The 13,854-nt window shown below is 45.0% G+C and carries 12 protein-coding genes and 1 pseudogene; 8 read left to right on the forward strand and 5 right to left on the reverse strand.

The window, feature by feature from the left end:
- Positions 1-128 precede the first annotated feature (128 nt).
- A pseudogene (locus tag H8K52_RS19990) lies at positions 129-1,316 on the reverse strand (DUF3369 domain-containing protein); the annotation flags it as partial.
- A 378-nt stretch (positions 1,317-1,694) separates the two neighbouring features.
- Between H8K52_RS19990 and H8K52_RS19995 the strand changes: the two are divergent.
- A complete protein-coding gene (locus H8K52_RS19995; protein ID WP_186924683.1) occupies positions 1,695-2,483 on the forward strand; it encodes an IclR family transcriptional regulator in 789 nt (262 codons plus the stop codon).
- Between the two features lie 2 nt (positions 2,484-2,485).
- Here the strand turns inward: H8K52_RS19995 and lepB are convergent, their stop codons facing one another.
- The 4 genes from lepB to tkt form a co-directional block, all read right to left on the reverse strand.
- Positions 2,486-3,178 carry a signal peptidase I gene (lepB, locus tag H8K52_RS20000; RefSeq protein ID WP_186924684.1) on the reverse strand — a complete coding sequence of 231 codons (693 nt, stop codon included), beginning with the start codon at positions 3,176-3,178 and terminating at the stop codon, positions 2,486-2,488.
- A gap of 103 nt (positions 3,179-3,281) precedes the next feature.
- Positions 3,282-4,295 (reverse strand): type I glyceraldehyde-3-phosphate dehydrogenase, encoded by a 1,014-nt coding sequence (gene gap, locus H8K52_RS20005; RefSeq protein ID WP_186924685.1) that lies wholly within the window; start codon positions 4,293-4,295, stop codon positions 3,282-3,284.
- A 158-nt stretch (positions 4,296-4,453) separates the two neighbouring features.
- Positions 4,454-5,038, reverse strand: coding sequence for a GNAT family N-acetyltransferase (locus H8K52_RS20010; protein ID WP_222613860.1), 585 nt, complete (start codon positions 5,036-5,038; stop codon positions 4,454-4,456).
- 41 nt (positions 5,039-5,079) lie between these two features.
- The gene (tkt, locus tag H8K52_RS20015; protein WP_186924686.1) at positions 5,080-7,083 is read right to left on the reverse strand and encodes a transketolase; all 2,004 of its coding nucleotides are present in this window, start codon (positions 7,081-7,083) and stop codon (positions 5,080-5,082) included.
- Positions 7,084-7,261: 178 nt separating this feature from the next.
- On the opposite strand from tkt, the gene speE reads away from it, so the two are divergent.
- The 7 genes from speE to H8K52_RS20050 all read left to right on the forward strand — a co-directional run bounded on the left by speE (position 7,262) and on the right by H8K52_RS20050 (position 13,666).
- Entirely contained in the window at positions 7,262-8,509 is a 1,248-nt protein-coding gene (gene speE, locus H8K52_RS20020; RefSeq protein WP_186924687.1) for a polyamine aminopropyltransferase, read from the forward strand.
- A 152-nt stretch (positions 8,510-8,661) separates the two neighbouring features.
- Positions 8,662-9,105 carry a hypothetical protein gene (locus H8K52_RS20025; RefSeq protein ID WP_186924688.1) on the forward strand — a complete coding sequence of 148 codons (444 nt, stop codon included), beginning with the start codon at positions 8,662-8,664 and terminating at the stop codon, positions 9,103-9,105.
- Between the two features lie 5 nt (positions 9,106-9,110).
- Entirely contained in the window at positions 9,111-10,241 is a 1,131-nt protein-coding gene (locus tag H8K52_RS20030) for a glutathionylspermidine synthase family protein (RefSeq protein WP_186924689.1), read from the forward strand.
- 71 nt (positions 10,242-10,312) lie between these two features.
- Positions 10,313-10,720 (forward strand): DUF350 domain-containing protein, encoded by a 408-nt coding sequence (locus tag H8K52_RS20035; RefSeq protein WP_186924690.1) that lies wholly within the window; start codon positions 10,313-10,315, stop codon positions 10,718-10,720.
- Positions 10,721-10,756: 36 nt separating this feature from the next.
- Positions 10,757-11,482, forward strand: a complete 726-nt coding sequence (locus H8K52_RS20040) for a 16S rRNA (uracil(1498)-N(3))-methyltransferase (RefSeq protein WP_186924691.1) — start codon at positions 10,757-10,759, stop codon at positions 11,480-11,482.
- Positions 11,483-11,521: 39 nt separating this feature from the next.
- Entirely contained in the window at positions 11,522-12,127 is a 606-nt protein-coding gene (locus H8K52_RS20045; protein ID WP_222613861.1) for a hypothetical protein, read from the forward strand.
- A gap of 135 nt (positions 12,128-12,262) precedes the next feature.
- Complete coding sequence (locus H8K52_RS20050) at positions 12,263-13,666, forward strand: peptidylprolyl isomerase (RefSeq protein ID WP_186924692.1); 1,404 nt, start codon at positions 12,263-12,265, stop codon at positions 13,664-13,666.
- Positions 13,667-13,854 lie beyond the last annotated feature (188 nt).

Below are 13,854 nucleotides of genomic sequence, written 5' to 3' on the forward strand. Positions count from 1 at the left end.
CCAATTGGCGAATCGTCGCTTTACAGCGCCTGCCAAGTTTAATGTATAGCTTCACCGCCCGAAGACGTTCTTCATATGAGTACATGAACCACTCCCAAAAGTAGTCCAAGATTTTATCCGCACCCCCTCCCGACTTCCGGATGCATTTTCATAATATCCCACTCGCCCTGATCCAGTTTACCAGGCTTGAGCAAAACTGCATCTGGTGTCGCGATCTTACCGATATCGTGCATAGGTGCGGCTTGTTTGAGAATTGCCGCTTCATCAGGATCCATGCCAGACGCTAAAGCGATTAAATGACAAATCTCCGACATCCGTCGCACATGATTGCCCGCTTCTGAAGATCGAGATTCGACCACATCACCGAGCCGCATGATCAACTCACCTTGTGTGTCGCTAATTTCTTGATTAAGCAAAATATTGTCAAAGGCAATCGCCACACCGGAAGAAAAAACTTCCAATAATTTCGCATCAATTTCACTAACGCTTTCGACGCCTTTCAACACTAATAGCGAGGCCTTCCCACTCTCATTTGGAAAATAGCCAACATAAGTATCACCAAACAAATGCGAAATGCGGTTCACAGTTACTTGCTGTAAGTGTTCGAGTAATTCTTGATTAAACAACTGTTCGTCATCATCAAAATTGCCGATCTTCGCCAAGACTTCATAGGAATTTTCACCTGAAACACCACTGGCACCTCGCAGACGCAACAACATGCTTTTTTCCAATCGCAGTAAAGCGACCACTTGCTGCAACAAACCATTGGCAAAGTCATGCATATTTCTCTGCTGATAAATATGCGCTGAGGCTTCAATTACTCGCTCTAAGCCCTCTCTATAGGTGACTTGAAAACGGCGCGCTTCTTCCACGGTATAGATGTCACGATAGGCACGCAAAGCGGCAAATGTCGTCGTAAACAACTTGGTGCGGTCGAGTTCAGTTTTTTCTTTATAGTCATTGATATCGTAATCAACGATGACGCTTTCTTCTGGCGCCTGTCCAGGCTGTCCAGTACGCAAGACAATCCGGGTGAATTGATTTTTTAAATCTTGACGCATCCAACGTGCCACTTCTAAGCCACTGTTTTCCGCTTCCATCACCACATCAAGAAACACAAGAGCAATGTCAGGCTCGCGACTTAAAATTGCTTTCGCTTCAGGACCACTATAAGCATCAAAAAATTGCAGTCGCCTACCATCCAATTGAAAGCGATGCAGGGTTAATTTGGTAACATCATGAATATCTGGCTCATCATCAACCAAGAGAATTTTCCATGGTGCTAATTTTGATGATGGGTATGGGGCATTCGGCATAAACTACATTTCCTTTATTCAAAAAAATGAAGCACAAGATATAACATGAGAATGGAGATAGAAGACTATCACTGGGGGGAGTCTACCGAAACCGACTACCTTCCATTTTATGCAAGCAGGATATCTCTCACGCATATTACACCGAAGCAATAAGCATGCGTTAAAAAAAACAGCAATATGAAAACTCTCCACAAAAAGTGAAATTTCCAACACAACATCTCAATGCAAATCGCGGTTTAAAAATATGTAATTTTTAATACTCCTATTTACACGATCAGTTTGCGTAGCAGCTTGACGTATCAAAATAGAGACTTTAGTTCAACACAGTCATTTCACATCGTGGTATAAAGAGATTTATTGCAATGCACCATCCACATTATGAAAAACGACGCTCCCATCTCAGCTGAAAAAACTTCGATACAAGTGATCGAGCGCATGGTCTCATTATTAGATGCGCTGTCTCGCTATCATGATCCTGTTAGTCTGAAAGAACTCGCCAGTGTGACTGGCTTACATCCGTCCACCGCGCATCGTATTTTGAATGATCTGTGTATTACCCGCTTCGTCGATCGCGCCGATACTGGCACGTATCGCCTTGGCATGCGACTACTGGAACTTGGCAATATCGTTAAGAGTCGTCTCGATGTGCGTGAAGCGGCATTAGAATTTATGCGCAACTTGCATCGCATTACCAATCAAACGATTAATTTGTCCGTACGTCAAGGAGACGAAATTGTCTACATTGATCGTGCCTTTTCAGAACGCTCGGGGATGCAGGTTGTCCGTGCGATTGGTGGTCGAGCACCATTACATTTAACTTCCACCGGCAAATTATTTCTATCGATAGACGAACCGAAGGCTCTGCGTGCTTACATCACACGCACTGGCTTGGCTGGACATAACAAAAATTCGATCACCGATGTCGCTAAACTAGAACGTGAATTAGCATCCGTGCGCAGCAATGGTTATGCGCGAGATAATGAGGAATTAGAACTAGGTGTACGCTGTATGGCTGCAGGCATTCATGATGACAGCGGAAAAATGATCGCAGGTTTATCGATTTCTGCACCAGCAGATCGCCTGCAGGAAGCGTGGTTGGGAGATTTGATCAGCACCGCTGAACAAATTTCAGCGGCACTTGGTTATATTCCTAAATTAGCTAAATAATGTTAATGGTCGAGTTTCGCGCCAATCCGCTCGATACGAGGCAAATAATAATTGTCGTAATCAAGTGAGAACATCAGACGTTTAACTCTACCCGTGATTAATTCACGTTTCACCAATCCATAAAAACGCGAATCATTGCTGTTGTCGCGATTATCACCCAACATCATATAGTGCCCAGCTGGCACCGTGACAGGATCAAATGAGCGTAGCGCTGCACGCTCTGGCATCACGATAATATTGTGGTGCAAATTACCTAGTGACTCTGTGTACATCAACTGCTGATTTGGGTATTCCCGCTTAGGCGTCAAGAAACTCGGATCTGGTTCTTCAATTTGCGCATAGTCAGCAGGTAGCCCATTGATAATCAATTTCTGATCACGCATTTCCACCACATCACCAGGCAAACCAATCACACGTTTAATCAAACGTACGCCGTCAGCTGGTGAACTAAACGTCACGATATCACCACGCTCTGGCGCACCAACTTGTTTCAAAATCACATCAGTAAACGGCACTTTTATGTCATACGCTATCCGGTTGGAAATCACGCGATCGCCCTCGAGCAAATGCGGATACATCGAACTTGATGGCACGACATACCAATCAGCAAGAGCGCTACGCATCAAAATCATGCCTGCAACAAATAACAAGAAGGTTTTATTATCGGCGATTAGTTTGCGTGGACTTAGATCCATGATGAACTCCTAAAATGAACAGCACATTCTTCTGACACACAAAAGCCCCGAAAGTTCGGGGCTTTTTGTTTACTACTTGTTACTTGCGATAAACAAATGCAAATTATTTTGCACTCATCAATGCCACTGTCGTATCCAACATACGGTTGGAGAAACCCCACTCGTTGTCGTACCAGCTAGATACTTTCACCAAACGGCCATTCACTTTCGTTAATGTTTCGTCGTAAGTTGATGATGCTGGGTTGTGATTGAAGTCAACAGAGACCAAAGGCGCTGTGTTGTAATCCAAAATACCTTTCAAAGCACCTTCAGAAGCGGCTTTCAATACTTCATTGATTTCAGCAACTGTTGTGTCGCGCTTAGCGATAAAAGTCAAATCAACCACAGAAACATTGATGGTTGGAACGCGCATTGCGTAGCCATCCAATTTACCATTCAACTCTGGCAGTACCAAACCAACCGCTGCAGCTGCGCCAGTTTTGGTTGGGATCATACTCATTGTTGCAGAACGCGCACGACGTAAGTCTTCGTGCATCACGTCTGTCAACACTTGATCGTTAGTGTAAGCGTGGATCGTTGTCATCAAGCCGCTTTCGATACCGATCGCATCGTTCAATGGTTTTGCCAATGGCGCTAAGCAGTTTGTTGTGCAAGATGCGTTAGAAATAACGGTGTCAGTTGCTTTCAATACGCCGTGATTCACGCCGTAAACAATCGTTGCATCAACGTCTTTGCCACCTGGTGCTGAGATGATGACTTTCTTTGCGCCGCCAGCGATGTGTGCGGATGCTTTTTCTTTAGTCGTGAAGAAGCCAGTGCATTCCAATACCACGTCCACGCCCAATTCACCCCAAGGAATATTTGCAGGATTACGTTCCGCGAATACTTTGATCTTGTCGCCATTGACGATCATTGTGTCGCCTTCGACCGTGACTGTGCCTGGGAACTTACCGTGGGCTGTGTCATAACGTGTCAAATGCGCGTTAGATTCTGCGTTACCCAAATCGTTAATTGCAACGATTTGAATTTCATTTTTAAACTTACCACCTTCGTAATGTGCACGAAGGATGTTACGACCGATACGGCCATAGCCGTTAATTGCGACGCGAATCGTCATGGTTCAATCTCCAAAAAGACAAACAGCAACAAAAAATAAAACACAAAAAAATCTTAACATCTCGCCGCAGAGGCGCAGAGTAGGCAGAGAATGACTAAAAAAAACTCTGCGTGCTCTGCGCCTCTGCGGCTAAAAAGTTTTCCCGCTTCAACAACAAATCATTGAAGCGCCTTCGGAAATGGCAAGGCATCAGCCGACGCCATCATCACGCTCAAATCACTCCAACCATAACCAACTTCGGTAAGGTCTAATCCATCCCAGCTAAAATCTTGCTCGATGAGGATCTCTCCACCGAGTTCTTCGTAAAAATTGCGCGCTTGGGAATTGCCGTCAATCACCCAAATCACACAACTACCGCAACCCATCGCTTGTAAGGATCGAGCCGCTTTGTGCAACATGCGCTTACCTATCCCACAACGTTGCCATTGTGGTCGAATATAGATCGCATTGATTTCACCATCTTTGTCCAACTTCGGTTCAGATAACTTCATCGCCGAAACAAAACCAACGATTTCATCTTCACTAACCGCCACATACACGCACAAGCTGTCTTCTTTCACAGGCAATGCTTGCAAAATCGCACGCCAGTGCAGTACGTTTTCGTTCATGTCCATCTCATTAAGATAGCTATCAGGGATCATGCCGCGATAAGTCGTGCGCCAGCCTTCGATGCGTATTGCTGCTATCGCTTCCGCATCGGCGACTGTGGCACGACGTAATTGGATTTCCTTGATTTTATTCATATTGAGTCTGGATCACTTGCGCGTGGTCAAAATAAACTGACTTAAGCTAAAACAGATTTCACTTTTGCCACCACGTTCTCTACCGTGAAGCCAAAGTATTTAAACAAAACGCCTGCTGGTGCAGATTCACCGAAGGTATCGATACCGACCACAGCGCCTTCTAAGCCTACATATTTATGCCAGAACGCTGTCACACCAGCCTCGATCGCCACGCGTGGCAAACCTTTGCCCAATACACTCATTTGATAAGCCTTATCCTGACGATCAAATACGTCAGTCGAAGGCATAGACACGACACGTGCTGGAATACCTTGCGTAGCCAATTCGGCGGCGGATTTAACTGCGAGTTCAATTTCAGAACCGGTCGCAATCAACACCACTTTCGCATTCGGTGCGTCTTGCAAAATGTAGCCACCACGTGCGATGTCGGCAACTTGTTGCGAAGTACGTTCTTGGAACGGCAAATTCTGACGTGAGAAAATCAAAGTCGATGGGCCATCAGCACGTTTGATGGCTTCAGCCCAAGCTACTGTCGATTCAGTCGTATCGCATGGACGCCAGTTATCCAAATTCGGGATCAAACGCATGCTGGAGATATGTTCTACGGATTGATGCGTAGGACCATCTTCACCGAGACCGATTGAATCATGCGTGAACACGAACAAAGTGCGGATTTTCATCAACGCAGCCATACGAATCGCATTGCGGCTGTAGTCTGAGAAAGTCAAGAAAGTCGCGCCAAATGGTAAGTAACCGCCATGCAAAGCGATACCATTCATGATCGCGCTCATACCGAATTCACGCACGCCATAATTGATGTGATTGCCAGCTTGATTTGCGCGTACAGCTACGCACTCTTTCCAGTTAGTCAGATTCGACCCTGTCAAATCGGCAGAACCACCGAGGAATTCTGGCAAGCTTGGGGCAAAAGCTTGAATCGCATTTTGACTAGCTTTACGCGTTGCGATCGTTTCTTTTTTCTCGACTACTGTTGCTAAAGCGGCTTTCACGACATCATCGAAATTAGTCGGCAACACATTATTCATACGACGCGTCAATTCAGCCGCTTTCGCTGGTTGAGCCGCGCTGTAAGCAGCAAATGCTGCATTCCATTCTGTTTCTGCTTTCGCGCCATCGGCTTTAGCATCCCATGCATTGTAAACGTCTGCAGGAACTTCAAACGGTGGATAGTTCCAATCAATATTCGCACGTACCGCAGCGACTTCTTTGTCACCCAAAGCAGCGCCATGCACATTGTGCGTGCCTTCCATATTCGGCGAACCTTTACCGATCACGGTACGGCAGCAGATCAAAGTTGGCTTATCAGAAGCTTTCGCAGCGACGATTGCTTGATTGACCGCATCGACATTATGACCATCGACAGCACGAATTACATTCCAACCATAAGCTTCAAAGCGTGCTGGTGTATCGTCAGTGAACCAACCTTCTACATGACCGTCAATCGAGATGCCATTGTCATCCCAGAATGCCGTTAATTTATTCAATTTCCACGTGCCAGCTAATGAACATGCCTCGTGCGAAATGCCTTCCATCAAACAACCATCACCCATGAAAACATAAGTACGGTGATCAACAATATTTGCACCGTCAACATTGAATTCTGCAGCGAGTAATTTTTCAGCTAATGCCATACCAACTGCATTGGTAATACCTTGACCGAGTGGACCTGTGGTTGTTTCCACACCAGGAGTGATGTGAACTTCAGGATGCCCAGCCGTTTTCGAATGCAATTGACGGAAATTGCTGATCTCAGACATCGGCAAATCGTAGCCAGTCAAATGCAACAAAGAATAATGCAACATCGAGCCATGGCCGTTCGACAACACGAAACGATCACGATTTACCCATTTTGGATTGGTTGGATTATGGCGATAGTGACCTGCCCACAATGCCACTGCGATTTCAGCCATCCCCATAGGAGCACCTGGATGACCAGAGTTGGCTTTTTGAACAGCGTCCATAGACAATGCGCGAATCGCATTGGCCATCTTGGAAGTATTTTCAGGCTGGAAAGTGGATGTCATAGCGGCAGAAGAGGTAAGTTTATAAAATCGAGCAGGTGAATGAAACTGGCTTTATCCTAGATGCGAGGCAAATAACTTGCTCTAAAATTATCGTTTCATTCCATAAAGTCCGTTATTTTACCAGAGCAGCGCGTCACAGAATACAATTGCGACTTTCACATCATTTTTAGACGGATTTATGGAAGGTTTGCACCTCACTGCGGATTGCTTTGATTGTCGATGCGATCCCACGCTGTTATACGAAGAAAATCGCTTGAGTGAATTAGTTCGTGATCACACCAAGCAAGCAGGTTTGACGATCGTGGGCGAGAAGTTTCATGCATTTACGCATCAGGATGGGAGTGCCGCTGGCGTAACTGGCACCCTACTTTTGGCTGAATCACACGTCGCGATTCACACTTGGCCAGAACGTCAAGCGGTCACTTTAGATGTCTATGTCTGCAATTTTGAAAACGACAATAGCGCGAAAGCACGTGACATCGTCGACCGATTGATTGCCGTTTTTCAACCACAACACGTTTCGCGTCAAGAATTGCAACGAGGTTTAGCACCATCTAACGAGGTTGCTCAAGCAGTAGAATATTTAAGCCCTTACACGACTATGCAAACACAGATTGGCGAAGTGCTTGCCGAAGTTCAAAGTCCTTATCAGCTCATTCAAATCGCGGACACACCGGAGTTCGGCAAAATCATGCGCATCGATGGCGCCATGATGACGTCGGAAAAAGATGAGTTTTATTATCACGAAGCTCTTGTACATCCGGCCGCGATCTCGCATGGTAATCCAAAAAATGCATTGATTATTGGCGGTGGAGATGGCGGCTCAACTGAAGAATTATTAAAATACCGCAGCATACAAAACATCACCCTTTGTGAAATCGATGAACAAGTGATTGCTCTCTCTCGGCAGCATTTAGCGACTATTCATCAAAATGCGTTTGACTCGCCTAAGGTAAGTATCATTCACACCGATGGCTTTGCTTTCATCCAAGAGAATCAAGAAAACGGTCATGAACTTTACGATTTGATCCTATTGGATCTCACCGACCCCATTGCGCCGAATGGCAACAATCTATCAGAGTCATGTATGAGCGAAGAGTTTTTCCGCGCTTGTTATGTACGATTGAATAACGGGGGCGCTATTGTTTTGCATTTGGGCAGTGAGTTCTATCATCAAGCGCGCCATCAAACTACACTCGATCGTCTGCAAATCGTGTTTGATATAGTCAGTCCCTACTCCGTTTTTATTCCTCTGTATGGCGCCATGTGGGGAATGGCGATTGCCAGCAAATCACATGCAATATTAGCGACAACGGATCCCAAGCTGCTCGATCAAGCGACCATTCGAGATCGCCTAGAAGCACAAGGCATTTCGCAATTGCAGTTCTACAGCGTGGCGCGACACGCCAGTTTATTTCCTAGCTGAGTTGAAGTAAAAAAACCAAATACAAACCAAGAAACAACAGCCAACCAACAACGGTAAAACAAAATAAGGAACACCATCACAAGCAAAGATCGGCACATTACAATAACGAGTCAACTCAAATCTAATTTCCTCGAAGAGAAAAAGGAGTGCTCATGAGCACAAACCAAAAACTTAAACGCCGTAGTTCGCAAACGCTGCCACTGGTTCTAGCAACTTCGGCTGCAGTAGCAGGTTTAAGCGGCTGTGGTGGTGAAACGAATAATCTCGCGAGTGTTCGCGATGAATACAAAAGTCTGGAAGATTGCAAAGAAGATTGGGGCAGCACAGATCCTTGCCAACCCCAACCCGCGCCACCAAATAGTAATGCGATAGCAAATACCGGCAATTACTCAGGTGGTCACATTTATAGTGGGCGTTATTGGGGACCAAGCTATTACGAAGGGCAGCGTGATGTCGCTCAACGTAATATTCTTGGTAATCGCTTTACAGGCGCCAGCTCTCAATTGAGCGATCGCGCGGTAAGTCGCAGCATCACTCGCAGCGTTAGCCGCGGTGGATTTGGTTCAAGCTCACGTGGTTTTTCTGGCGGGGGCTAAAGCGCATGATTCGCGAATCATTAACGCCACGTACAAACTGGCAAAGACAATTTGAAGATCTAGGATTTAGCTACCATTCTATTGATGGCTTGTACTGGGATGAGCGTTACACCTATCGCTTTACCGCCGCGCAAATTGATGTCTTAGAACAAGCGACAATTGATCTCCACCAAATGAGCTTGCAAGCGGTTGAGCATGTTATTCGCCAAGGTCAAATCGAACGTTTTGCGATTCCTGAGGCATTTTGGACTCAAGTTGAAGAGAGTTGGCGTGACAAAGAATTTTCTTTATTTGGTCGTTTCGATTTAAGCTGGAATGGCACCGGCGCACCAAAAATGTTGGAGTACAACGCTGACACGCCGACGGGTTTAGTCGAGTCCTCTGTAGCGCAATGGTATTGGCTGCAAGATGTCTATCCGACTGCGGATCAATTTAATTCCTTGCACGAGAAACTGATCGATCAATGGAAAAAATTTGACGGCAAAGGTGTCTTACATTTTGTTTGTGCCGATAGCGAAGAAGATATTGGCAATCTCTCTTATCTACGCGACACCGCGATTCAAGCCGGATTTGCAACCAAACAAAATAGTATTAGTGATCTTGGTTGGGATGAAGCGAACGCCGAGTTGGTCGACGACAATGATGTAAAGATAGAAAATTTATTCAAACTCTATCCTTGGGAATGGCTATGCCGCGAACAATTCGCAACCCATTTATTGAACCGCCCTGCCCGCATTATCGAACCAGCATGGAAAATGCTTTTGTCTAACAAAGCCATCCTGCCCGTGCTTTGGGAATTATTTCCTGATCACCCCAATTTGTTGCCAGCTTACGCAGAAGCATGGCGCATCAGCGGTAATTTTGTGAAGAAACCTTTGCTATCGCGCGAGGGAGAAAACATTTCCATCTATGCTGATGGCAATGTCATGCATACTGAAGGCGAATACGGACAGGAAGGCTTCATCTACCAAGCCTATGCGCCTCAACCGAAGTTTGATGATGGGATTACGCCTGCATATACCTCGATTGGTTCTTGGGTGGTGGGCGATGAGGCCGCTGGTATAGGCATACGAGAAGACGAAACTTTGATTACAAAAAATACCAGCCGCTTTGTCCCACATTATTTCATCGACTAAGTTATTTGAACCAACAAATTTCTACTATTGATTTCGACTATTGATCTCCACCATTAATTAGAAAGTACATCATGAGCGCACAATTTTTAGCCTATGGTTTCCCTGCTTTTATTAGCCACTTTGGCTCGGCACTAGCATTTTTATTTCTCTTTATCGCGATTTATATTCGCATCACACCCTACAAGGAAATTGCATTAATCCGTGAAGGTAATACCGCGGCATCTGCCAGCTTATCAGGTGCGGTTTTAGGTTATTGCATCGCCTTAGCATCCTCAGTTGCGCATAGCGTTGATTTGCCAGATATGTTGATCTGGAGTGCGATTGCACTGGTCATACAGTTACTGGCATTTGTCATCGCTCGAATTTTATTACCGGACTTAATCAAAGATGTACCAAACAATAAACTCGCTTCTGGTATTTTTTTAGGCGCTCTGAGTTTAGGAATGGGCATATTGAACGCAGCCTGCCAATCTTACTGATCTAATCTATTAAATTAATCTATTCGAACACACCCCATGCCTCGTTTTTTCTGCCCACTTCCGCTGAATATCGGCGCGCAAATTGATCTGCCTGCCGATACTGCACATCATATTTTTGTATTACGTTTAAACATAGGTGAGCATGTTGAACTCTTTAATGGTGAAGGTGGTAGCTATCTAGCGACACTCACTTCGATCAGCAAAAAACAAGTGAACGCTGAGGTTAAAGTTTTTTTACCTGAAGAAGTCGAACTCCCATTCAACTTAAGCTTGGCGCAAGCATTGCCAGAAGCGTCGAAAATGGATTGGATCATCGAGAAAGCCATCGAACTTGGGGTCAATCATATTCAACCACTCGCAGCACAACGCAGTGTCGTTAAATTGAATCCAGAACGCGCTGAGAAAAAAATGCAGCACTGGCAAGGCATCATACAAAGCGCGACTGAACAATGTGGACGCAAACGCATCGCCCATTTAGCGGAGCTGACCGATGTGCAAAAATGGCTGATGCAACAAGATATGCATAAACGAATTCTGCTATCGCCACGTGCCGATCAATCTCTTGCTGACTGGCCCCGACATCACCCAGCACAAGCACTAACAATCATGATCGGGCCTGAAGGTGGTTTTTCAGATAGTGAAGAACAACTTGCGATTAAACAAGGTGCAATCATGTTGAGTATGGGGCCGCGTGTACTCCGAACAGAAACCGCCGGACTCACTGCGATTAGTGTGATTAGTGCCGCATGGGGCGGCATGTGAATTCAACGTTAAGATTCAAAATCTCATCCAAATAAAAATATGAAAATCAACTTTTTACCAGCATTGCTTTTGGTTTTATTCACAGGCCAGGCTAATTTAGCGCAAGCCCAAGTCAAACAAGAAGCACCATTAGTCTCAATTTCTACACATGATGCGTTCTTCGATCAGCTTCGCCAACTTTGTGGCAAAGCTTTTGAAGGAAAAGTCGCAGTCGACAATCCGAAATCCGAAGGATTCGAAGGAAGACTCCTGATGCACGTTCGCAAGTGTACCGACACCCAATTGCAAATCCCGTTTCATGTAGGCGACAATCATTCGCGCACGTGGATCATTACAAAAACCGGTTCTGGTCTCTCACTCAAGCACGATCACCGGCACGCTGACGGTAATCATGATGCACAAACCATGTATGGCGGACATACGCTGGATGCTGGCTGGAACAACGTACAGTCTTTCCCTGCCGATCAATATTCCAAAGAATTATTTGCTCGCCTAGGTGGCGCGCATTCGATTACCAATGTCTGGCAGATCTTTATTTATCCTAAGACTTTTAGCTATCGTTTAACGCGAGAGGGTCGTGAGTTCCGTGTTAATTTTGATCTTACAAAAGCCATCGACCTGCCACCAACACCATGGGGATATTAAAAAGCATCGCTTTGTTGACAGGCACATTACAATTTGATTCTTTTATCCTCAGAAATTGTACAATTTCATCGTTATAATGCCCTTTCTCTTTTAAATTAACGTAGGTCAATTGCGATGAAATCAAGAATGCGATTTATGAATAAAAAATCCATCATAGCGAGCACACTTTTGGCAGTCACGCTTGGACTGGGCGGCTGCGGTGGTGGTGATAGTTCCAATACAGGCACTGATGTCGCTGCACTAAGTGGGCCGCCAAGCGCACCGCCTGCACAACCCGCACCATCTGCGGATGTTGTGACTATCAATGCCTCCCGCAATGACTATATTATTAAAACCAATGCTTACGGCTTTTCAATTGTCAACAAAGCGTCATCTAGCGACGTAACGAATCTATCGTCCACGCAAACCACCGTGAAGTTCAATGACTTCACCGTTAGCCTTCTAGCCGGCAACAAGTCTAAAACGATCGATCAAAAAAATTTGGATTCCTTGATTGAGTTATACATCGCCTTCTTTAATCGTGTGCCTGACGCAGAAGGCATGATTTACTGGATCGGTACGATTAAAGAAGAAGGAAGAACAATTGAGCAATTGGCGGATAATTTTTATACTTCTGCCATTAACCCAGAAGTATCTGATATCACGGGCTACACGGCGAGTATGAGCACTGAGCAATTCATTCGCAAAATCTATAAGAATGTCTTGGGACGCGATGAAGTCGATCAAAAAGGTCTTGAGTATTGGACCAAAGAGATCGAAAGCGGTGCAAAATCACGTGGCAATTTAATCCGCGATATCATTAATGCCGCCCATGGTTCTAAAGCGAACAATCCGGAATATGCTTGGGTAACAGATCTACTAGTCAACAAAGTCATCGTTGGTAAATATTTCTCGATACAACTCGGGCTCAATTACAACACCCGGAATGAATCCATCTTAAATGGCAATGCAATCGCTAAATTGGTATCACCAACCGATACAACGGCCGCAAAGAATGGAATAGGTATCACAGATACCGCGCTCGATTTGACTCTCGCAAAACTGATCCCTCAAGTCATGATCAATACGTCAATGGGGAATATCTTAGTTGAGCTCGATCCGATTAAGGCACCAATCACAGTCACCAACTTTTTACGCTACACCGATATCGGCTTTTACAGCAATAAGATCTTTCATCGTGTGATCAGTAACTTTATGATTCAAGGCGGTGGCCTAACGACATCCTATGTTCCAGCGTCAACTTACTTCCCTATTAAACTTGAAGCAAACAATGGACTTAGCAATCTGCGTGGCACTATTGCGATGGCACGAATGAATGATGACGACACGGCAACCTCCCAATTTTTTATTAATGTCGTTGATAATCCATTTCTTAACCCAAGTGTAAATAGTTCAGGCTATGCAGTTTTTGGCAGAGTCATTGCGGGTCTAGATGTGGTTGATAAGATCAAAGTCGTACCGACCGAAAGAAATAAATATGGGTACACCGACGCGCCAAAAACAACCGTTTTAATTAATTCAGTCACAAGGGCCAACTGAGTTTGGATTCCAGTGATTTCACTTGAGTATCAATTGAGGGTGCAGTTCATAAACTGCACCCCAGATCGCTGACAAACCCCGTCTTTTATTAAAAGCGGGGTTTTTTATTGGGTAATGATTGCGTCTCTAGTAGGCACTTTAAAAATAAAAGAACTTCGCCACGTATTTTTCAAACGAAGACTCAATGC

It is taken from the genome of Affinundibacterium seohonense (assembly GCF_014284305.1).
GTDB classification, from domain to species: Bacteria; Pseudomonadota; Gammaproteobacteria; order Burkholderiales; family Burkholderiaceae_D; genus Undibacterium; species Undibacterium seohonense.